Origin of the sequence: Halomonas sp. AOP25-F1-15, assembly GCF_052378675.1 — a bacterium.
Lineage (GTDB): Bacteria > Pseudomonadota > Gammaproteobacteria > Pseudomonadales > Halomonadaceae > Vreelandella > Vreelandella casei.
This window is the reverse complement of record NZ_JBQSXV010000005.1, coordinates 1-21,997: the sequence shown is the minus strand read 5'-3', so window position 1 is coordinate 21,997 and position 21,997 is coordinate 1. Positions and strand designations below refer to the sequence as shown.

At 53.8% G+C, this 21,997-nt stretch carries 22 protein-coding genes; 3 read left to right on the top strand and 19 right to left on the bottom strand.

The window, feature by feature from the left end; genetic code table 11:
* Positions 1-147 precede the first annotated feature (147 nt).
* The 5 genes from ACT3TF_RS10670 to rpoE all read right to left on the bottom strand — a co-directional run bounded on the left by ACT3TF_RS10670 (position 148) and on the right by rpoE (position 4,826).
* Positions 148-1,572, bottom strand: coding sequence for a DegQ family serine endoprotease (locus ACT3TF_RS10670; RefSeq protein WP_441686669.1), 1,425 nt, complete (start codon positions 1,570-1,572; stop codon positions 148-150).
* Between the two features lie 66 nt (positions 1,573-1,638).
* Positions 1,639-2,103 (bottom strand): SoxR reducing system RseC family protein, encoded by a 465-nt coding sequence (locus tag ACT3TF_RS10665; RefSeq protein WP_319022216.1) that lies wholly within the window; start codon positions 2,101-2,103, stop codon positions 1,639-1,641.
* A 21-nt stretch (positions 2,104-2,124) separates the two neighbouring features.
* Complete coding sequence (locus ACT3TF_RS10660) at positions 2,125-3,120, bottom strand: MucB/RseB C-terminal domain-containing protein (protein ID WP_319022215.1); 996 nt, start codon at positions 3,118-3,120, stop codon at positions 2,125-2,127.
* A gap of 67 nt (positions 3,121-3,187) precedes the next feature.
* Positions 3,188-3,907, bottom strand: coding sequence for a sigma-E factor negative regulatory protein (locus tag ACT3TF_RS10655; RefSeq protein WP_193062670.1), 720 nt, complete (start codon positions 3,905-3,907; stop codon positions 3,188-3,190).
* A 319-nt stretch (positions 3,908-4,226) separates the two neighbouring features.
* Complete coding sequence (rpoE, locus tag ACT3TF_RS10650; RefSeq protein WP_193062668.1) at positions 4,227-4,826, bottom strand: RNA polymerase sigma factor RpoE; 600 nt, start codon at positions 4,824-4,826, stop codon at positions 4,227-4,229.
* A 447-nt stretch (positions 4,827-5,273) separates the two neighbouring features.
* Here rpoE and ACT3TF_RS10645 point away from each other — a divergent pair, with 447 nt between their 5' ends.
* A complete protein-coding gene (locus ACT3TF_RS10645; protein ID WP_444672202.1) occupies positions 5,274-6,350 on the top strand; it encodes a 3-deoxy-7-phosphoheptulonate synthase in 1,077 nt (358 codons plus the stop codon).
* A 164-nt stretch (positions 6,351-6,514) separates the two neighbouring features.
* Here the strand turns inward: ACT3TF_RS10645 and dinG are convergent, their stop codons facing one another.
* The gene (gene dinG, locus ACT3TF_RS10640) at positions 6,515-8,644 is read right to left on the bottom strand and encodes an ATP-dependent DNA helicase DinG (protein ID WP_193062664.1); all 2,130 of its coding nucleotides are present in this window, start codon (positions 8,642-8,644) and stop codon (positions 6,515-6,517) included.
* Between the two features lie 5 nt (positions 8,645-8,649).
* Complete coding sequence (gene rhlB, locus ACT3TF_RS10635; RefSeq protein WP_096280517.1) at positions 8,650-9,924, bottom strand: ATP-dependent RNA helicase RhlB; 1,275 nt, start codon at positions 9,922-9,924, stop codon at positions 8,650-8,652.
* Between the two features lie 145 nt (positions 9,925-10,069).
* Here rhlB and ACT3TF_RS10630 point away from each other — a divergent pair, with 145 nt between their 5' ends.
* The gene (locus ACT3TF_RS10630) at positions 10,070-10,315 is read left to right on the top strand and encodes a hypothetical protein (RefSeq protein ID WP_096280520.1); all 246 of its coding nucleotides are present in this window, start codon (positions 10,070-10,072) and stop codon (positions 10,313-10,315) included.
* Complete coding sequence (xthA, locus tag ACT3TF_RS10625) at positions 10,315-11,142, top strand: exodeoxyribonuclease III (protein WP_193062660.1); 828 nt, start codon at positions 10,315-10,317, stop codon at positions 11,140-11,142. Before ACT3TF_RS10630 ends, xthA begins: the two co-directional genes overlap by 1 nt.
* On the opposite strand, the gene ACT3TF_RS10620 is transcribed toward xthA, so the two are convergent.
* From ACT3TF_RS10620 to ACT3TF_RS10565, 12 genes are all read right to left on the bottom strand, one after another.
* Entirely contained in the window at positions 11,139-12,203 is a 1,065-nt protein-coding gene (locus tag ACT3TF_RS10620; RefSeq protein ID WP_444672200.1) for a hypothetical protein, read from the bottom strand. The genes xthA and ACT3TF_RS10620 overlap by 4 nt on opposite strands.
* 4 nt (positions 12,204-12,207) lie before the next feature.
* Positions 12,208-12,969 carry a TonB family protein gene (locus ACT3TF_RS10615; protein WP_193062656.1) on the bottom strand — a complete coding sequence of 254 codons (762 nt, stop codon included), beginning with the start codon at positions 12,967-12,969 and terminating at the stop codon, positions 12,208-12,210.
* Entirely contained in the window at positions 12,966-13,373 is a 408-nt protein-coding gene (locus ACT3TF_RS10610) for an ExbD/TolR family protein (protein WP_193062654.1), read from the bottom strand. Before ACT3TF_RS10610 ends, ACT3TF_RS10615 begins: the two co-directional genes overlap by 4 nt.
* On the bottom strand, positions 13,366-13,908 hold the full coding sequence (locus ACT3TF_RS10605) for a MotA/TolQ/ExbB proton channel family protein (protein ID WP_096280534.1): 543 nt from the start codon (positions 13,906-13,908) through the stop codon (positions 13,366-13,368). The genes ACT3TF_RS10610 and ACT3TF_RS10605 overlap by 8 nt, the downstream gene beginning before the upstream one ends.
* A 1-nt stretch (position 13,909) precedes the next feature.
* A complete protein-coding gene (locus ACT3TF_RS10600) occupies positions 13,910-15,187 on the bottom strand; it encodes a MotA/TolQ/ExbB proton channel family protein (protein WP_444672278.1) in 1,278 nt (425 codons plus the stop codon).
* A gap of 137 nt (positions 15,188-15,324) precedes the next feature.
* A complete protein-coding gene (locus ACT3TF_RS10595; RefSeq protein ID WP_096280540.1) occupies positions 15,325-16,107 on the bottom strand; it encodes a DUF3450 domain-containing protein in 783 nt (260 codons plus the stop codon).
* 248 nt (positions 16,108-16,355) lie between these two features.
* Positions 16,356-17,327, bottom strand: coding sequence for a class 1b ribonucleoside-diphosphate reductase subunit beta (gene nrdF / locus ACT3TF_RS10590; protein ID WP_096280544.1), 972 nt, complete (start codon positions 17,325-17,327; stop codon positions 16,356-16,358).
* Positions 17,328-17,401: 74 nt separating this feature from the next.
* Positions 17,402-19,597 carry a class 1b ribonucleoside-diphosphate reductase subunit alpha gene (gene nrdE, locus ACT3TF_RS10585; RefSeq protein WP_193062646.1) on the bottom strand — a complete coding sequence of 732 codons (2,196 nt, stop codon included), beginning with the start codon at positions 19,595-19,597 and terminating at the stop codon, positions 17,402-17,404.
* Positions 19,579-20,013: a class Ib ribonucleoside-diphosphate reductase assembly flavoprotein NrdI gene (nrdI, locus tag ACT3TF_RS10580; protein WP_193062644.1), complete on the bottom strand. Its 435-nt coding sequence runs from the start codon at positions 20,011-20,013 to the stop codon at positions 19,579-19,581. Before nrdI ends, nrdE begins: the two co-directional genes overlap by 19 nt.
* A 14-nt stretch (positions 20,014-20,027) precedes the next feature.
* Entirely contained in the window at positions 20,028-20,249 is a 222-nt protein-coding gene (nrdH, locus tag ACT3TF_RS10575; RefSeq protein ID WP_096280553.1) for a glutaredoxin-like protein NrdH, read from the bottom strand.
* A gap of 250 nt (positions 20,250-20,499) precedes the next feature.
* Positions 20,500-21,111, bottom strand: coding sequence for a superoxide dismutase (locus ACT3TF_RS10570; RefSeq protein WP_193062642.1), 612 nt, complete (start codon positions 21,109-21,111; stop codon positions 20,500-20,502).
* A 105-nt stretch (positions 21,112-21,216) separates the two neighbouring features.
* A partial coding sequence (locus ACT3TF_RS10565) for an electron transfer flavoprotein subunit alpha/FixB family protein (RefSeq protein WP_444672199.1) occupies positions 21,217-21,997 on the bottom strand: 781 nt, incomplete at its 5' end.

Sequence of the window (21,997 nt, the reverse complement as noted above, 5' to 3'; positions counted from 1 at the left end):
CTTCGAGAATTCAAAGCTCGAAAACAGCTGCCATTTTTTTCATAAAGGCTATTTTCGACAAAAAGATAATCGCCATTGTAGCGATATGCGCAGGATAGGAACAGCAGTCCGGCGAGAACCGCCGGACTAGGTGTGAAAAAAAGGTGCTTATTCCAGGCGTAACGCGACGAACAGCGAGCGGCCTTCGCGGAATAGACGTATTGGAATGGCGCGATCAGAAGGCAATCCTTCGACAATTTTCATCAGCTCGTCCGATGAGGACACGCTGCGATGATCAACACTCACCAGCACATCACCGGGGCGGATGCCGGCACCAGCAGCGACGCTGTCAGGCTCAACCTGGCGAACTTCTACACCGCCAGAAATATTTAGCTGCTCGCGCGCCTCTTCACCAACTTCTGCCACCGTTACGCCAAGGCGTACCTGATTATTACTATCGGCCTGGTCAGATTGCCCCTCAGTATCTGGCCAATTGCCCAGCTCAACGGACTGAGAAATTTCTTCACCGTCGCGAATCAAGGTTAACGCTACCTCTGAACCAGGCTCCCCACGGCCAATCAGGCGTGGCAATGAACTGGAGCGTTCGACCTCTTCGCCATTGACCTCAATAATCACATCGCCCGCTTGCAAGCCACCCTGCGCAGCAGGACCTTCAGGATCGAGATCGGCAATCAAGGCGCCAATAGCGTTTTCCATGCCGAAAGATTCTGCTAAATCGCGGGAGACAGGCTGAATCATTACGCCCAGCCAGCCTCGATCTACCCGGCCACTTTCACGCAGCTGATCGACCACATCCATCGCCACGTTGATGGGAATCGCAAACGAGACACCCATAAAGCCACCGCTGCGGGTAAAAATTTGCGAGTTAATACCCACCACTTCACCGCTTAAGTTAAACAGCGGCCCCCCTGAATTACCGGGATTTATCGCGACATCCGTCTGAATAAAGGGCACATATGCATCGCTTGGCAAGGTGCGATTAATCGCACTAACGATGCCTGCAGTGACCGAGTGATCAAAGCCAAAGGGCGAGCCAATGGCAGCAACCCACTCACCTACCTTCAGCTTGTCGGAGTTGCCCAGGGTCAGTGTCGGCAGATCGGCTGCATCAATCTTCAATAACGCCACGTCAGTTTGTGGGTCAGAGCCAATCAGCTCGGCATTCAGCTCACGGCGGTCGTTTAGGCGCACCAATATTTCATCAGCATCCTGAACGACATGGGCGTTTGTCATGACATAGCCGTCATCACTAATGACAAACCCCGAGCCTAAAGACTGGCGCTCTTCGCTATGCCCCTGCCCGCCATCTGGGGGCGATGGCCGGTTACCACCAAAGCTCTCTCCAAAAAAATGTCGGAAAATCTCCGGAATTTCCTGGCCACCAAACCCTTCATATCCAGGCGAACTGCTTCGCTGGATCGTTCGGCTTGTCGAGATATTCACCACACCTGGCGCGGCGGCTTCAACGAGTTCGGTGAAATCCGGCAGGCTTTGGGCATTAGCAGCCTGCCCAGCCGTTAGCAATGCCACCATGCATACCCAGAGCGTGGAAGGGAGAATCAAGCGCTTCATGCAAGAGCTCCTACTGAACGTAATAATCATCAAAGGCCGTGCAACTCGTAGCGAGGTGCGGGAGAACTAACAGACCAAGCGAGGGCGAAAGCGTTCACTTCGCTCACGCAATAATACTTTCATACTAATAGCACCCACGATTAGGCCCGCAAAAAACACCAGTGGCGCAAGCCACTGAGCAGTGCTGATTAGCGGGACTAAGCCAGCCAACAAGAGTGCCGCCATTAAGGGGAGTGCATATACAAAAAAAGCCAGCAGCGTAACAGAGGTTCGCGGCAGGCTTATGGTGACCTGTTGGCCTAATGGGTAGCACTGTTCAACTGACTGGTCGGTATCGATTGAAGCTGCACACGGAAGCGCAACGACTAATTGCCGGCTACGCTGACGGGCCAGCAGCCCTACCCCACAGCCTCGGCCCTTAGCGCACTGCTCGCAGCCTTCCTGAGCGACCACCTCAACAACAAGTCCGTCATTAGCATGGGCAACTATCTTGGCCACACGCAGCAAAGAGGCGCAGGTAGTTTCCGTCACCACGCGGCCCCTATTGAATCGCTAAGGATCTGCACGACCGCTCTCTTCTTCAGCATCTTGATCAAAAGTAATTGAGCGAGCAATTCGCTGGAGGGTAGTGACCGGCATTTCACCAATGGCAATCAACTGCCAGCGCCCCTCGTCGGTGGTGTAATGCTCAATAGCCACGGCAGATACGCCCACCTGTTGCACACCTTCGCGCAAGCCGTCAGCTTCATCTTCCTCAAGAGGTTCGACAAAAATACTCACGGTGGCTAAACCGTCGCTATAAACACGCTGCTGAACGTCGTTGCCAGAGAATGCAACCGGCTGGCCCACAAAACCTTCGGGCAACCAAGTCGTACGCCATGATGTACTGAGCGCAACCTTCGGAGAGTCTATGCGGATATTTCCGGTGTACTGCTCAGGCGATTGAAGCTGAGTAATTTGGAAGGTCTCAATAATGCGACCCTGCTGATCAATAAGCACGTGCTTGAGCAGCAGCCCTGTCTCACGATCTAACCACCACTCGTGAGCAAAACGCCATTGATCAAGAGGCTCAAAAATTAGTTTTACGGCGTCTCGACCAGCGACACGCGCATCTTCCTCAAGATCAATCTGATAATATTCTTCAAGATGGGCTGCCCACCTAGCTGGGGAAGGAAACCCACCACTGCCACTGTCTTCGGTCCACGCTAGCCTACCTACCGGCGAACGCCGCTCAATGCTGACTGAGGGGCCATCCAAATACTGCACCACCTGCTGACGTATGCCGTCTTGAATGCGGTGCGAAAGTGCCAGTGTACGCACATTGATAGCATCTATAGCCACGGCTCTTGCCTGAAAAGCATAGCAGTGGCTAGCCCACAAGCCGCGCTCTAACCATTCCGCGCCGGTACTGGGTGTCGAAACCAAGGTGTCCGCACACTCATAGCCAGAATTAGCCTTGTCATCGCTTTGCGCATTTGCCTGAAGCGAAAACATACCGACTGACAGTGCCAGTACCCATGCATGCCCTGCTCGGGAGGGTATTAACACGTTGAACGCTCTATTTCTTAGCACGCTCTACTCACCTAACAGTACTCCACCGAGTGATGGCAGATAATTAACGCTGGCCCAGCGGCTCAGTTACCGCTGAAGAGCGCATGAGCGGCATCCAGCTGTCGCCACTTCCATAAGCAGCACTTTGAGTATGTTGCTCTAAATAGGATTGCAGCATGCCGATCTGATCAACGTTAATATTAGTCCCTTGCGAGGCGCTAATACCCTGAGATGACTGGGCAGAGAAGCCTGCTTCACTAACATTCATCAGGCCGCTCTGAGCTGACTGGCCACTAATTCGAAAAGGCGTAGGCTCAAACATAGGCATATCAGCATTTGATGCCATAGCAGGCTGGGCGGCTAAATTGACTGGCTGTACCTGGCTAGTCGCATTAGATGATGCGGCAATACCGCCACCACCCTGGCTCTCAGACAAACCGTTGCCAAAGAACTGTACGCCAGAGATCACCATTAGCGATACGGCGGCCGCAACACCCGCACCGCGGGCGAAGGAGATCCCACCGCTACGCGTAGCAACACGCTCTTCAATATCCATGGAAGGAGCGGACTCGTCGCGCAATCGGGCCATAATGCCAGCAGAAAGGTCAAGGCTTACATCAACCCCTCTTTCACGCTGCATCATGCTGCGTGCTAAATGGTAACGCCTCCATGTCTCTGCGGCACCGTCATCATTAGGCAGTGCTTTCAACACTCGGCGTAGCTCAAGCTCATCACTCTCGCCATCCATTAACACCGAAAGTGATTCCCGTGTGTTTTGACTCATACTTCACACCCTCACACTGTTTAAAAGAAGTACTGAGGCAACGCTTGCGAGTTAAACGCGCTATCGCCCCGACGACTTCACTGGCCAAAACAAGTCTTAACAACTGCTGCTTAAGGCCCATCATTTCAATCTTTTGCCAAGTAAGACTTTTGTCAATTAAGGCGCTTGCCAATTAAGGCGTTTGCCAATTAAGACAGTGCCTACTAATCAAGGCAGTCAGCTCTATGACGCGTCATTTCCCAGACAGTTCACAAAAAAGTAAAAGCTAATTCTTGTGAAGGCATTCCTTGCCAGCCATATTGCTTGTTACTTCTGACCATCATTCATCGCGGCTGTTCCGTGCCGTGGAAACAAGCGGACGAATATGTTCGTCGACTGCTTCGCGAGCACGAAAAATACGCGAACGCACGGTGCCTACCGGGCACTGCATCACCTGCGCTATATCTTCATAGGCAAGGCCATCTAACTCGCGCAAGGTAATAGCCGTACGCAGGTCATCGGGCAGGTTAGCGATTGCCTGGTAGACCGCCGCCTCTAACTGGTCCCTGGCAATGGCGGCTTCTGGCGATTCAGAGTCTGCTAATCGCCCGCTTTGATCGATAATCTCAGCATCAACAATATCTAAATCGCTACCGGGCGGCCGACGCCCCCGCGAAACTAAATAGTTTTTCGCCGTATTGATCGCAATCCGATACATCCACGTATAAAAAGCACTTTCCGCGCGAAACTTGCCTAAGGCGCGGTACGCCTTAATAAATGCCTCCTGCGCTACATCCTGAACTTCAGAGTGATCGTGTACGTAGCGGCTAATTAAACCAATAATTTTATGCTGGTATTTTTTTACCAGCAGATCGAAAGCGCGCGTATCACCTTTTTGAGCACGTTCAACAAGCTGTTGGTCTGTTTCCCGAGTGCTCATTCACACGCTCCTCAAGCTCGTACGGCATGCGCCGAGCCCCATTCCTATTAGCCCTAACCAGTGGGCGTTCACAGCAAGCAGCATAGCGTCCCTTGGGCATTGATTAATAATAAGTGAAAGTAAACGGCGAACGTATCGTCCACACCTGTTGCCACATTCTATGATAAAGCTATATTTTTTTAACAAGCTAAGTTTTTAACAACCTAAGTTTTTTAACAACCTAAGCGCGTTGAGCCGCTACATTTTATAACAAAGTGGCGCCAGTGTTACGCGTTCTGTGCGGCGCATCAAGCGCTTAATCTGAATACATAAAAACCTTGTGGCTGACACTTTTCGACTACCGATAGTTCCACAGCAATTGATTTTTACCTGCTCAGCAAGCGATAGTAGGCGCCACTTTTATCGCCCCTCACTTTTTTCAGCCATTACGCAAGCACAGGTAGCAAGATGTCAGAACAACAGGTTAATAACCTTAACGTCCTCGCTCAAGACGTACTCACCACACCAGAAGCCCTCAAGAATGCAGTACCGCTCACCGCTGCGGCAGAGCGCACCGTCATTGAGGGTCGCCAAACCATCCAGAATATCCTAGATGGCAACGACCCGCGACTGCTGGTCGTTGTCGGCCCATGTTCAATTCACGATGTCGATGCTGCGCTGGATTACGCTCGTCGCCTACGCACATTGGCCGATCAAGTCAGCGACACCCTGTATATAGTCATGCGCGTATACTTCGAGAAGCCGCGCACAACGGTGGGCTGGAAAGGCCTTATTAATGATCCGCATCTCAACGACTCTTTTGAGATCGATGAGGGCCTGCACATCGCGCGCAAGCTGCTGGTCGATCTTGCCGAAATGGGCCTACCTTTGGCCACCGAAGCGCTGGACCCAATTTCGCCGCAGTACATGCAAGACTGCATCAGCTGGTCAGCCATTGGTGCACGCACCACCGAGTCCCAGACTCACCGCGAAATGGCGTCTGGCCTTTCTTGCCCCGTCGGGTTCAAAAACGGTACAGACGGCAGCCTCGATGTCGCTATTAACGCGCTTGAGTCTGTTGCCAGCCCGCACAATTTCTTGGGCATTAACCAGGCCGGCCAAGTAGCCATCATTCGTACGCGCGGCAATGCCTACGGCCATGTAGTCCTGCGTGGCGGTAACGGCAAGCCCAACTACGACAGCGTAAGCGTGGCACTCGCAGAGAAAGAGCTGAAAAAAGCCAAGCTCTCACCCAACATCATGATTGACTGCTCTCACGCCAACTCCAATAAAGATGCGGCGCTACAGCCACTAGTATTAGAAAACGTCACTAACCAAATTTTGGAAGGTAACACTTCCATTATTGGGCTGATGATTGAATCTAATATTGGCTGGGGCAATCAGAAACTAACTGAAGACCTCAGCCAGCTTCAGTATGGCGTATCCATTACCGATGCATGTATCGACTGGGACACCACGGTAGAAGCTTTCAACCGCATGAACGATAAACTCACCGTTCCACTGTCTAAGCGCATTGGCCAGTAAGTCTTACTAATCAAGTAAGCGCTCATTAAGAAAAAACGTTTAATCCCCGCCACGGCGGGGATTTGTGTTTTTTAACAGCCCTGCTCCAAACACGCCTACCTGAACAGCTGCCCCTAAAAAGCCTTTCTAAGAAAACCCCTCAGAGATCTCATCACGGCGGTACTTTATTGGACAATTTCACGCCGAAAAGGCGGCAGTGCGTCCAGCAAGGCTTGCCCGTAACGGCGGGTAATTACACGTTTATCTAGCAAGGTAATCGTGCCGCGATCGCTTTCTTTACGAATCAATCGCCCACAGGCCTGAACCAGTTTTATAGACGCATCGGGCACGCTAATGCGCATAAAGGCATTACCGCCCTGGCTCTCTATCCACTCTGCTAAGGTGGCGCCCACCGGGTCATCGGGCACCGCAAACGGCAAGCGCGTAATGACCACATGAGTTAGATAATCGCCCGGCAGATCGATACCTTCAGCAAAACTAGCCAAGCCAAAAATAATGCTGCCATCGCCCTTATCAACCGCTGCACGATGCCTTTCGATCAGCTCACGTTTGGGCAGTGAATCCTGCGCCAATACGCGAGCTTTAACGCTAACAGGCAATGCTTTATCGACTGCGCGCAGCTGCGCACGAGAAGAAAACAGCACCAGCGCAGCCTCTTTGTCGGCCAGCTGAGAGACAAAGCTGACGATGGCTCTCTCGTGAGCCTCCCTATCGCTAGGATCAGTCGCCTCTTTCGGCACTCGCAACACGGCATTGGCATAGTCAAACGGGCTAGGCAATGCCTGATAACGATAGCGATTAGCCAGACCCGCGCGCTCTTGCAGGCGCTCAAAGCGACCTAGCGCCGTCAACGTCGCCGAGGTCACTACCGCGCCGTGACAGCGGCCCCACAAATGCTTAGCCAGGGTATGGGCAGCCGACACGGGGCTGGCCGAAAACTCAATTTCCGGCTCTCCTACTACACGGCTAAGGGTAATCCAGCGAGCGCTTGGCGCCTCATTAGCCGCATCCTGCTCGCTAAATGCCTGCCACAATGCGTGAGCCTCCAAAGCCCGCCCATGAAGTAGCGCCACTAGAGGCAGCCACGTTTCGGCCTGCTCGCGATCTAAGCCGGTTTGCTTATCAGGATCCAGGCTTTCACGCAAAATATCGCTGATACTTTCAAGACAGCGCGACAGCGAGGCAAACATAACCAGCAGCTGCTGGGCCTGCTCGCGCAGCGCATCCGGAATCTGCCCCTTCTCAAATCGCAGTTGATGAGTCGCCTCTTCATCGGCTAACCCATTCGGCCGCCCCGCCAGCTGATGGCCCACGCTAAATACGTCACCCAGCGTAGGCTCAAGGTTATGAATCAACTCAGGCAAGCTTGTCAAAAGCCGGGCGACGGTGGGTTGAACGGCCAACCCCTGATGCAAGTCAGTCAGGCTGGTTCTTAACGTCTTCAACCAGCGCAAACAGCCGTGCACCGCAAAACGATGCGCAAAGTGGGAAAGCGCCTTCTCAGGCAGATGGTGGCCTTCATCAAACACGAAAATGCAGTCTGCCGGATCGGGCAAAATAGCACCGCCCCCCAGCGCTAAATCAGCTAGCACAAGATCGTGGTTGGCAACGATGACGTCGGCATTTTCAAGCTCACGCCGCGAACGAAAAAACGCGCAGGCACCAAAATGCCCGCAGCGCCGGCCCGTGCACTGGCGATGATCGACCGTTAAGCGGCGCCAATGCGCATCGTCAATGGCCGCCGGCCAATTATCACGATCGCCTTCCCACTCCCCCTGGCCGTATGCCTGCGCCATATCGCTAGCGAGTACGCTAAAATCGCTACTTTGTGTTTGCAACGACTGCTCAAAAAGCGAAAGCGTTGGGTTGGGGTCAGTACCTTCCAGTTCTTGATCCAAACGTGCCACGCAAACATAGCGACCTCGCCCTTTCGCTAATGCGTAGCGAAAGGCAATGCCGCTATGGCTAGCCAACGAAGGTAAGTCCTGGTTGAGCACCTGCTCTTGGAGGGCGACCGTTGCGGTCGATACAATTAGTCGCTTGCCTCGCGCCTTAGCAATCGGTAGCGCGGCAATCAAATAGGCCAGCGTCTTCCCCGTACCGGTACCCGCTTCCAGCACGCAGACGTGGGTATCGTTAGTCCGTTTACCCTCGCTATCACTTTCGATATTACCGAGGGTGCGGGCAATTTCGGCGATCATCATGCGCTGCCCGTAGCGTGGGGTTAGCCCAAGGCTTTCCACCACGCGACGATACGCGTCTTGAATCTCGCCTTTTAGGGCTGTATCAAGCATGCGGTTTAGAGCATACCTTCCGGCGGATGTACGCAGGGCAGCTTGTCGTTGATGTACTGCTCGATTTCCGGCAGTGAAAACGCATCTTCCTCACCGACAAAGCTAATCGAGACGCCCTTCGCACCTGCACGCCCGGTGCGTCCAATACGATGCACGTAGTCTTCAGGATCTTCAGGCAGGGTGTAATTGATGACGTGGCTTACATCTTCAATATGAATCCCACGGCCGGCCACATCGGTTGCGACCAATACCTGAATTTCGCCTTCACGAAAGCTTTCCAGCGTTTTGATACGCTGATTTTGCGGCACATCGCCCGACAGCATCGCCACGCTAACGCCGGCTTTGCTGAGCAGATCATTCAGCTTACGCACCAAATCACGGCGGTTACCGAAGACCATGACGCGCTCAAAGCTTTCCTGCTGTAGCAAATTAACCAGCAAGCGTTGCTTGTCATCATCTGACACCAAGTAAACGCGCTGATCTATATCTGCCTGGTTTTCAACCGTCACTGCTATTTCGACGTGGGCAGGATCAAGCGTCCACTGGCTGGCAAGATTGAGAATGTCGTCGGTAAAGGTAGCCGAGAACAGAAACGTTTGGCGCTCTTCTGTTTTCGGCGTGTAGCGAATAATCCGCTTCACATCAGGAATAAAGCCCATCGACAACATACGGTCGGCTTCATCTAGCACCAGTACTTCGACTTCACTGAGATCAATATCACGCTTTTGGTGGAAGTCCAGCAAGCGCCCTGGCGTTGCCACCAGAATATCGATTTTGCTACCCAGGCTCTCACGCTGCTTCTGATAGTCCATACCGCCGACGACGCTGGCCACATTGAGCTGCGTAAAGCGTGCTAAGGCTTTGGCATCTTTTTCAATCTGCAGCGCTAGCTCGCGGGTAGGCGCAATGATCAGCGCGCGTGGTGCACCCGGCTTTTGACCATCGGGCGTGGGCTCTTCTAGGAAGTAGCTCATGACTGAGATCAAAAAGGCGGCTGTTTTACCGGTTCCCGTTTGCGCTTTGCCGACAATGTCGCCACCTAAAAGCGTCTGGCGCAGGGCCTCAGCTTGAATAGGTGTGCAGTATTCAAACCCTTGGGCATGAATAGCGCGCATCAGTGGTAGCGGCAGATCAAAGTCATGAAAGCGCCACTTGCCGGCCACGGCAGGCACCTGAAACTGACGAAGATCCCAGCTCGACTGGCGACGACGCGGCTTCCGACGGCGGCGTTTTGGCTTGCGGTTCTGGGCCGGTGCTGTGGTCTGTTCCGACTCGCTCATAGGCTGTCTATCTGTCCATTGCTGTGGAGGTTAGGCATTAAGAAGTGCGCATTGTACCAGGGCTTGGCGATAAGAGCGCGTCCTGCTGTCGAAGGAGGCCCAAGGCCTGTTAGAATAGCCGTCAAATCGACGTAAGGAGCGCGACATGACGCGTAAGAAAAAAACTCGCTCACTGGCCGACAAGGTTACTATACGTACCGGACGGCGCAAAGATTACAAAAAATGGCGCCACGACAATCCTGATCAAGTGGTTTCCTCGGTGCGTTTTGTAGCCAAAAAGCAGCAGCAGCGCAAGCTGCAAGCGGTGAAAAAGCTCGCCCGCCAGCAAAGCGGCCAAACCATTGCTATTCATCCTGACAAGCCTGACAGCCCTAAAGGAAGCGACTCGTAATGCGCTTGGTTTCGTTCAACATCAACGGCATTCGTGCGCGCCTTCACCAGTTACAGGCACTGATCGATACCCAGCAGCCTGATGTGATTGGCCTGCAGGAAATCAAAGTACAAGACAGCGAATTCCCGCTCGCAGACGTAGAAGCTATGGGCTATCACGTTTTTTATCACGGTCAAAAGGGACATTATGGCGTTGCCCTAATGTGCCGCCAAGCGCCGCAAGACGTGTTTTACGGCTTTCCTGATGATGAAGAAGACGCACAGCGCCGCATGATTGGCGTGCGCCTGCTAGCTGACGATGGTGACCCCGTAACGATCTGGAATGGCTACTTCCCTCAGGGTGAAAACGTTACGCATCCCACCAAGTTTCCGCATAAAGAACGCTTTTATGGCCAGCTCGCCAGATTGCTTAACGAACAGCATCGACCTGACGAGCGGCTAGCAGTGATGGGCGACTTCAACATTTCGCCCGAAGACCAGGATATCGGCATTGGTGAAGCTAATCGCAAGCGCTGGCTACGCGAAGGCAAAGCCAGCTTCCAACCGATTGAGCGTGAGTGGCTCTCTGGCATTAAAGCCTGGGGATTAACCGATAGCTATCGTCTTTGCTACCCCCATATCGACAATCGCTTCAGCTGGTTTGACTACCGCTCCAAAGCGTTTGATCAAGATCCCAAGCGCGGCCTGCGCATTGATTACATCTTGGTCACCAAGCCACTGGCCGAATGCACCACTGAGTCAGGCATTGACTATGACCTGAGAGGCATTGAGCGCCCTTCTGATCATGCGCCGATTTGGAGCGATTTTAACCTAACGCTCAAAGCTTAGCTAAAACTGGCTAGCCACTGCTCGGCTTCATCGTCGCCTAACGCTGACGCTCGAGTGAACGCCTGCTTCGCCTGCTGATCGTCACCCCAGGCGTAAGCTAACTGGCCATAGGCACGCCAATCAGCGGCGGACTCGGTATGTAGCGCTAAGGCCTGCCAGGCATTCAGCGCATTTTCAACATGCTTTGCCTGCTGCCAAGCGCTGGCCAGCAGGCGCAACGTTGATTCCTCACGGACAATAGCGCCTTCACTCAGCGCTTGCTCAAGATACTCTGCCGCCCGGGCAGGCGTCCCTCCCGCAAGATGCAGCTGAATTAACAACCAGCGATCCTCAGGCTGCGTTAGCTTACCCAGCTGCCATGCCATGTCCCATAGGCCAGCGGCAACGTTCGCCTGCCCCGCCTGCTGAGCTAGCCCAGCCGCCTCTCGCCATTGAGCGGCTTCGCTTTGAGCATCCAAACCATCCAGCAAACGGCTCAACGCCTGCTCACCCCGCCCTGCGTTTCGATAAACGGCCAGCATTAAGGTGTGCTGAGCGTCACTAGGTTGTGATGTTTGTTCCAGCGCTGTCTCAAGCCAGCCAGCAGCTTCATCCCAGCGCTCTTGCTGGGCAAGCAATCGGGTTAGCTGCCAGCTAGCATCGCCGTCTTGATGATTGGCCAACCACTCACTAAGCAGTTCAATTGCCTGGTCACGCTGACCGGCAGCGCGACGCAATGACGCTTCTTCTCGTAGCCACTGTGCCGCCTGCTCGCTATCAACGCCATTTAATCCGCGGGCAATGGCCAGCCTATCGGCCGCCTCACCTGGCTGGTCCTGGCGCATCAATGCACCGGCTGCAAGCTGCTGATAGAGCGCGCTAGCCCAGCGGTCTGACTGATTACCGCCGGCTAATCGCTCCGCCTGCGACGTCGCCCGCTCGACAACGTCACTTAAGAGACCTTGCTGCAACTGGCGCTGCAATCCAGTGAGATCAGCAATAACATCGCCCTTCAGCGCAGGGCTTGCAAGCGCTCCGGCAGACCAGACGCTGAGTAATACAATAGACATCAGACGTTTCATAGCGCTACCTCAACTCAAACTCGATCCGCTGGGTGGCATTGCGCAACTGATCGCTGGGTTCAAATTGCCACTGGGCAATAGCTTGCTGCGCAGCCTCTTCAAACACTCGGCGCGGCTGCGCGTTAGTGACGCGTATAGAAGAGGCGTCAACGCTGCCATCACGACGAATCATAAAGGCCACTTCTACAAAACCTTCCATGCCCCGACGCTGCGCACGCGATGGATAGCTGGGGTTAACCCGGCTAGTCGGCGTGGCCTGACCAACGCTCACGGGCTCATTAGAGGGCGCAGGCTCAGCCTGTGGCGCGGCTTCACGTTCGGCGGGCGCTGCTTCCGAGGCACTAGGTGCAGCTTCCCGCTGAGTAGGCGCGGGCTCCGCAGGTGCCGGCTCAGGCCGTGGCGTTGGCGCAGGCGTCGGCTCCGGCGTAACTTCGGTCAACTCAGGTAGTTCACTGTCCATCTCAACCGGCTCGACAGGCTCATCCGGCAGTTCAATTTCAGGCATGCTAATCGCGCTGTCTGATACTGGCGGTGGCTCGGGTGTAGGCATGGGAGGCGGCGCCTGCTGCGGTGCAGCCTCGGCGGGTTGCGGTGCCGGGGCTTCTTGCTCAGGCGCGACGTCAGGCATTTCCACCATATTCATGGCCATGCTCATGGTTATCTTTTCTGGCGTGCGCTCCGGCGGGGTCACTAATTGCGCCAGCAGCCAAAACAAGCCTACCGCCAATACCGCGCCACCTAATAACGACAGCCCTTGCCGCATCATGGCCTGCTCCGACTCGCTGCCACCGCCACCTGGTCGACTCCCGCCTCACGCAAACGGTCCATGACTTCAATCAATAGCCCGGTGGTGGACGCGCGGTCTGCCTGGATAACGACAGAGCCATCTTTACTCAACATACCGGCAACCTGCTGACCAATCCGGTGCACGTCGACAGGGCTACCGTCGACCCAGACCGCACCCTCAGGCGAAATAGCCACCAGCACCTGAGCATCCGGGCGTGGGCTGGCAGCACTGGACTCAGGACGTTCAATCTCGACACCGCTCTCTTTGACAAAGCTCGTGGTGACGATAAAGAAAATCAGCATAATAAACACGACATCAAGCATCGGAGTGAGGTTGACCTCATTGCTCTCCGCATTGTTATCTATAGAACGGCGTCTACGCATCACTTTCCTCCAACGCCCGAGCCAAGCGATCATGCAGCCGCTGGTCTTCACGACGAATAACGTGTTCTAAGCGGCTAATAAACAATAGCCCTACCACCGCAATGGCCATACCGGTCAGCGTGGGCAGCGTGGCTCGCGCCACGCCATCCGCCATAGCGCGAGCCTGATGGGTTTCACTTAGCGATAGGCTATCAAACACACTGATCATGCCTGTCACCGTACCCAGCAGACCCAATAAGGGGCATAGCGCCACCAGCAGCTTCAGCCATGGCAGCGGTTTGCGCAGTTTGGCTACCAATGCTTCGGCCCACACTTGGCGCAATGTCCGCGCGCTCCAACTGGTGTGGTCACTGCGAGCGGCCCAGCGATGCAGTAGCTGACGCCGGGCCACGCGCCAAGTGATGCGGTAATACCACCAGCGCTCCATGGCCATGGCAAAAACCAGTACGGCCACCACCGCTAGCACCACTAATACAGCGCCGCCAGCTTCCACCAAGCGCTCAACGGGTTCGAGCCATAGAGGAAGAGAGGACATGTTAAGTCACCGTATGAGCGGGCGCGTGAGTCTCAAGGTGGTCGGCCAATGTCGCACTCGCCTGCCCTTCGATCACGTGCGTTAAATAGCGGCTACGGCCAGCAAGCGCGGTCTGCACAAAGAGCAGCGGCACCGCCGTAATGAGGCCAAGCACGGTGGTAACTAGCGCTTGGCTAATCCCACCTGCCATTAACTGAGGGTCACCGGTACCAAAAACGGTAATCGCCTGGAAGGTCACAATCATACCGGTCACGGTACCCAGCAAACCGAGTAACGGTGCAATAGCCGCTAGCAGCTTAACCATGGGCTGGCTTCGTTCAAGCTTCGGCAGTTCAGCCAACACCGCTTCGTCTAAGCGTGCTTCTAATGCCTCTGAGGTTTGATGCTTATCCATACCCTCAAAGCGCAGCAGTACACGCCCTAGCGGATTATTGGTTTGCAGCTGGCTTAGCGATTGGCGCTGACGATGCACCCGGATGCTCACTAGCACCAGGTACGCGTACTGCCCTAAGCCAACCACGAGACCAATAATACCAAGCACTACAACGACATATCCCACATAGCCGCCCTGCTGAAAACGCTCCCATAAGCTGGGCTGCTGAGCGAGAGCTTGCAGCACGCTGCCCTGGGTTGGGTCAACGGCAAACACACGGCTCTCATCCTGAAAATAAGCAGGCAATAGCGCACCAATTTGCCGTGGGGTACGAGGCAACACCGCCAAACCGCCGTCTCCCTCGCTGCGCTGGAGCAATTCAGACTCGCTAAAAATAGCAAAGTCGCCCAGCCGCACAACGGTTTGAGGCGCTATGTCGCCATTCGCGTCCGCCACCGCTAGCTCAAGACGCTCCGCGCGCCCAGTACTGGCGGTCAATGCGGCTAGCCGGTCCACCACGTTTTCTAACTGGTGGCGCTCCAACACTTCCACATTATCCAAGCGCGGCGGCAGTGCCTCTTCACTTATTGCCAGAAGGCTATCACCGCCTAGCTCATTGCGAACATCCGCACTGTGCTGAGCAAGACTCGCCAACAAGCCGGACATTGCCTCACCCTGTTCAGACTGACGCTCAGTTAACTCACTGGCCTGTTGCGCCTGTTCTGCCTGCTGCGTCTGTAGCGCTTCGTACTGCTGCTGAGCATCCTCATTCTCAGCACGCGCCTGCTCCAGCGCAGACGCTAATGCCTGCTGATCGTCTATAAAGCCCATTAGCCGCTGCTGATCACGCGTTTCGGCGGCCTCGCGGGCCTCGCGCAGCGAGGTAGTGCTATCAGTCTGCGCCATTGAAACGTCGCTGACCGCTACCAGCCCCACTAAAGCGCAAGCATAGCCAACTCGGCGAAGTGATAGTCTGTGAAGAGATAACCGATGAAGAGCTAAACGATGCGTCGATAGGTAATCAGTAATTAAGCAAAAACGGCTCATGGCTGCTCTCCCCGCGGTTCACTGGCACTGATCGAGAGCGGCAAGGTTAATAGGTCAGGGGCACGCTGGTCTTCCGCCATGCGCAGCCCGTTGCGCACTTCGCGCAGGTAGGAATCATCCAGGGCCTGCCATGCGGCGTCTTCTGCATTCCAAACGCCACCTTCACGCCCATCCGGTGTCAGGTAGTAAAAGCCGATACGCCCAATACGCAAGAAGTCCACTTCCCGCTCACGCCCATCTTGTTGCAAACGGCCGCGCCAGCTGTCGATTTCGCGCCCGTAGTTAAGCTCAACGCGCCACGCTTCAAGCAGCCCGCCAATACGTTCAATGGTATCCGCGCCCTGCTCATCTTGCTGGCGCTCAGCGCGCGCCAGGCGCTCATCGCGTAGAAATGGCAGATCACTTTCGATCCACTGGCTTAGCTGCTCGGACATATTTTGTTCAATCACGGGAAGCGCTGCACGGGTTTCTTCAAGGGTATCTAACGCGGTAGCAAGGCGCTGCTGACGCTCGGCTTCTGAGGCTAAACGTCCGGCCAAGGAGGCATTATCAATCGTTAACTGTTGGCTTTCACGCTCTAAACGACGCAACTCTTCTAGCTGAGAGCGCGTTTGCTCATCAGCGGCATCTATCTGCTCTTGGAGAGCTGCCTGGGTTTGCTGGGCTTGTACACTTTGGGCCGCTTGAGCCACTGCTTGATCACTTGCCATTAGCGCGCTGCTGGCCAGCACCCCCGCTAGCCAACATCCACGCAAAGCAAAGAAAGGCCTGTTCAGCACGTCGACTCTCCGTCACTGAGTAGCGGGCAACTGCTGCCGCCCGACTAGAAACTAATTAGGTATTAGAACGATTTGCGTTCATCTCTTACGCTGCATAGCCTACCACCAATAGAATTAATGACAATATTTATCATTAACAATTAGCCGATTTTACGCTCAACATTTGCATAAAAAAAAGCGGCAACTCTGATGAGTTACCGCCTTCAATAATAGTCTCGCAAGCCTAACCTAGCTTTCAGCGTGCGCGATTAAAACGCCCAGTCGTCGTCTTCAGTGGCGACGGCTTTACCAATCACGTAGGAAGAGCCTGAGCCTGAGAAGAAATCGTGATTCTCATCGGCATTGGGTGACAGCGCGGCCATAATAGTAGGGTCAACATCAGTGACACTGCTGGGAAACAGTGGCTCAAACCCTAGGTTCATCAGCGCTTTGTTGGCGTTGTAATGAAGGAATTTTTTAACATCTTCACTCAAGCCTACCTCGTCATACAGCGACTCGGTGTAGCGCACTTCGTTATCGTACAGTTCCAGCAACAGCTCATAGGCGTAATCTTTCACCTCTTGCTGTCGTGCCGGTGTCGCTTCAGCCAATGCCTGCTGGAACTTGTAGCCGATGTAGTAGCCGTGAACCGCTTCATCACGAATGATCAAACGAATCAGGTCAGCGGTATTGGTCAGCTTGGCATGGCTTGACCAATACATCGGCAGATAAAAACCGGAGTAGAACAAAAACGACTCAAGGAAAACGCTGGCCACTTTACGCATCAGCGGATCATCGGAGCGGTAGCGCTCTAGGATCAACTGAGATTTCGCCTGCAGCGTAGGGTTCTCTTCACTCCACCGGAACGCATCATCAACATCGCGCGTGGCGCAAAGCGTAGAGAAAATAGAGCTGTAGGAGCGCGCATGCACCGACTCCATAAAGGCGATGTTGGTATAAACCGCCTCTTCGTGAGGCGTACGCGCGTCTTCCATCAGCACCGGTGCACCAATGCTGCTTTGAATGGTATCTAGCAGCGTAAGGCCGGTAAACACCCGAATTGTCAGCTGTTTCTCTTGCTGAGTCAGCGTATTCCACGACTGGATATCGTTAGAAAGCGGCACCTTTTCGGGCAGCCAGAAATTGCTGGTTAAGCGATTCCAGACTTCCAGGTCTTTATCATCCTGAAGCCGGTTCCAGTTGATCGCGTCAACCCGCGACAAACGTTGCATGGTGTTCATGACATTGCTCTCAAAGCTCGGTTAGCAAAACGTAGCGTTCAATAATAGACACGGGGCGCAAAGCGCTTTGCTGGTTACAGCGTGCACGAAACACAGCCTTCCACTTCGGTGCCTTCTAATGCACTCTGACGCAGACGAATGTAGTAAAGGGTTTTGATGCCTTTACGCCAGGCGTAAATCTGCGCTTTATTGATGTCGCGCGTACTGGCGGTATCCGGGAAGAACAGCGTCAGCGATAGGCCTTGATCAACGTGCTGCGAAGCTTCGGCGTAGGTATCAATGATTTTTTCCGGACCAATTTCATAGGCGTCCTGGAAATAGTCAAAATTAGCTTCATTCAGGAAAGGCGCCGGATAATAAACACGGCCAAGCTTACCCTCTTTACGAATCTCAATTCTCGCCGCCACCGGATGAATACTGGAGGTAGAGTTATTGATGTAAGAGATCGACCCGGTAGGCGGCACGGCCTGCAAGTTACGGTTATACAAACCGTGTGCCATGACCGATGTTTTCAGCTCCTGCCAATCCTGCTGACTCGGCAAGGCAATCCCGCTTTTCTCAAACAGCTCACGCACTTTATCAGTACGCGGTAGCCACGCTTGATCGGTATATTTATCGAAGAAGGTGCCAGAAGCGTAGGTAGAGTCTGCAAAGCCTGCAAAAGTGCCGCTGTGCTCAATGGCTAAGCGATTAGATGCGCGGATGGCATGGAAAGCCACGCAGTAGAAATACAGGTTGGTAAAATCCAAGCCTTCATCAGAGCCGTAATAAATATGCTCCCGCGCCAGATAGCCGTGCAGGTTCATTTGACCCAAGCCTATCGCCCGCGACTGCGCATTGCCTTCAGCAATAGAAGGTACGCTGCGTAGATTGCTCATTTCCGACACGGCCGTGAGGCCACGGATAGCGATTTCTACGCTGGTACCGATATCGCCTGCGTCCATTACTTTGGCGATATTCATCGAGCCCAGATTACACGAGATGTCTTGACCCACATGGCGGTAGCCAAGGTCTTCGTCATATTCGGTGGGCGTATTAACCTGAAGAATCTCAGAGCAAAGGTTACTCATATTGATACGGCCAGCTATCGGGTTAGCCCGGTTGACCGTGTCTTCAAACATAATATACGGATAGCCCGACTCAAACTGCAGTTCAGCCAGCACTTGGAAAAACGCTCGCGCATTAATTTTGTGCTTGCGAATACGCGCATCCGCCACCATTTCGTGATACTTCTCGGTGACGCTGATATCACCAAACGGCACGCCGTAAACACGCTCTACATCGTAGGGCGAGAACAAATACATGTCGTCGTTGCGCTTGGCGAGTTCAAAAGTAATATCCGGAATCGTTACGCCCAACGACAGCGTTTTGATGCGAATTTTCTCGTCGGCGTTTTCCCGCTTGGTATCCAAGAAGCGCAGGATATCCGGGTGGTGGGCATTAAGATACACCGCCCCAGCCCCCTGACGGGCGCCTAGCTGATTAGCGTAGGAAAAGGCGTCCTCCAGCAACTTCATAATCGGAATGATGCCCGACGACTGGTTTTCTATACGCTTAATGGGCGCGCCAGACTCACGAATATTGGTCAGCAAAAAGGCCACACCACCGCCGCGCTTAGAGAGCTGCAGCGCGGAGTTAATCGCCCGGCCAATCGACTCCATATTGTCTTCAATACGCAGCAAGAAGCACGATACTAGCTCGCCACGCTGCTGCTTACCGCAGTTCAAAAAGGTAGGCGTAGCGGGCTGAAAACGTCCGCTGATAATTTCATCCACTAGCGACTTAGCCAGCGCCTCTTCACCGCGTGCAAGCGTCAACGCCACCATGCAGACACGGTCTTCGTAGCGCTCTAAGTAGCGCTTGCCGTCAAACGTCTTCAGGGTATAGCTGGTGTAATACTTAAAGGCGCCCAAAAAGCTGGGAAAGCGAAATTTGTACGCATAGGCCTGTTCAAACAGCGCTTTTACAAAAGCAAAGCTGTACTGCGCAAGCATTTCGGCTTCGTAATACTGCTCTTCAACCAAGTAATCGAGCTTTTCTTCCAGCGAGTGGAAGAACACCGTATTCTGATTGACGTGCTGTAAAAAATACTGCCTCGCCGCCTCGCGGTCTTTGCTTAGCTGCAGTTCGCCATCGGCACCGTACAGATTGAGCATGGCATTAAGCGCATGATAATCCAGAGTACGCGTCTCAGAAGCCGCCGCTGGCCGCTTTGCTTCTGCCCCGTTTTGTGTGACTGATTTTTTTGTGGCTACGCTTGTCGTTTCCAAAACTCTACTACTCCTTTGCGGACATTGGCGACGTCATCGTCGGTGCCAAAAAGTTCGAACCGATACAGCAGAGGGACGCTACACTTTTTCGCAATAATACGGCCAGCTAGACCATACGCATCGCCAAAATTAGTATTTCCCGCTGCGATCACCCCCCGCAGGAGGTGGCGGTTATGTACATCGTTGAGAAAATGAATGACCTGCTTTGGCACCGCGCCCTGCGCCCCGCCGCCACCATAGGTAGGCGTAATTAGAATAAAGGGCTGGTCGATGCGTACAGCAGGCTCATCTCTATTCAGCGGCAGCCGCGTTGCGGCGAAACCAAGCTTTTCTACAAAACGATGGGTATTACCTGACTTGGTAGAGAAATAAACCAACGTGCCGGCTACCGATATTTCTGAGCAATTTACCAGCATGACAATGATCTAATCTAGGCCAGTGCTTGAATACGATCAGGACGGAAACCCGACCAGTGATCTTCACCTACAACGACGACAGGAAGCTGGCGATAGCCAAGCGCTTCGACTTCTTCTTGCGCACCAGACTCCGCAGTAATATCGATAACCTTATACTCAAGGCCCTGCTTATCAAGCGCGCGATATGTAGCCGTACATTGCACACACGCAGGCTTGCTATAAATCTGAATTTCCATGGATATTCCCCTGTTCAAAGCGGCATTTTTAGGATAGAGCACATGTAGCGCCTCTCCCCTCTCAAAGGCACCATGGATACTATATATAGACTACTTAAAAATCAATTCAAGCACATGTGGTATTTTTATTTTTAGTTGTATTGACAATTCAGCGCTAACTCTGCGCCCCATAACGAAAAAACCGCCCACTAAAAAGTGGACGGTTTTTCACAGCTTTACGAGCAAACGTCGCTAGTAAATCACTGCACTATCAGCTAATCGCTGCTTGGTAGCGACGCTCAACGTCTTCCCAATTCACAACGTTAAAAAACGCGGCAATGTAGTCAGGACGCTTATTTTGGTATTTCAGATAGTAGGCGTGTTCCCAAACATCCAGAACGAGCAGCGGCGTGTTGCCGTGCATCAGCGGGCTATCCTGGTTCAACGTGTTTTCCACTACCAGCTTCTTCTCGGGCGTCAGAGACAACCACGCCCAGCCGCTGCCAAAACGACCAACCGCCGCTTTCTTGAACTCTTCCTGGAAAGCTTCTAAGCCACCCAGTTCAGCGTCGATTGCTTTAGCAACATCGCCCTGCGGCTTACCACCAGCGTTAGTCGACAGCATCTGCCAAAACATAGAGTGGTTGGCATGGCCGCCGCCATTGTTGATAACCGCTTGGCGCTTGGCTTCTGGAACGCGATCCAGATTAGCAACCAGCTCTTCAACGGGAACATCTTCAAGACCTGTGCCTTCTAGCGCGGCATTCAGGTTAGTGATGTAGGTTTGATGGTGACGAGAGTGATGAATTTCCATCGTCATCGCATCGATGTTTGGTTCGAGAGCGTCATATGCGTACGGCAGTTCGGGTAATGTATGTGCCATATCATCATCTCCTTGAGTGGCTTTCGTTGCTTACACTACTGATATGCGGTCAGCCCGCAGATTTTCAACCACCGAAGTGGTTTTTCTTACTCTTTATCTTAGCACCTACAGCTTGCTTTCAAACTCAGGCAGAATCTCGAACAGATCACCGACCAGGCCGTAATCGGCCACTTGAAAGATCGGCGCTTCGTCATCTTTGTTGATCGCGACGATCACTTTAGAGTCTTTCATGCCCGCCAGGTGCTGAATCGCGCCAGAAATACCCACGGCAATGTACAAGTCCGGTGCGACGATCTTGCCCGTTTGCCCGACCTGCATGTCATTAGGCACAAAGCCTGCGTCAACCGCGGCGCGAGAGGCGCCAATGGCCGCGCCCAGCTTGTCAGCAATGCCGTCGAGCAGCTTGAAGTTCTCGCCATTGCCCATGCCGCGACCGCCGGAGATCACCACCTTGGCGCCGCCTAGCTCGGGCCGGTCTGACTGGGCCAGCGCTTCTTTGACAAAGCGGGACTGGCTGTTTTCAACCACCGTATCGACTGCTTCCACAGAGGCGTTGTTACCTTCGCCCACGGCATCAAAGCCGGTGGTGCGTACAGTGATGACTTTCAGCGCATCGTCACTTTTCACCGTGGCAATCGCATTGCCGGCATAAATCGGGCGCTTGAAGGTGTCAGCGCTTTCGACGACAATAATGTCAGAAAGCTGGCTAACGTCCTTCAATGCCGCTAAACGGGGCAGTACGTTTTTGCCGGTAGTGGAGGCGCTGGCGAGAACGTGGCTGTAATCATCGGCCAGCTCAACCAGCAGCGCGCCCATGGGCTCGGCTAGCTGGTGGGCGTAGACCGCATTGTCGGCTACGCGCACTTTGCTCACGCCATCCAGCTTA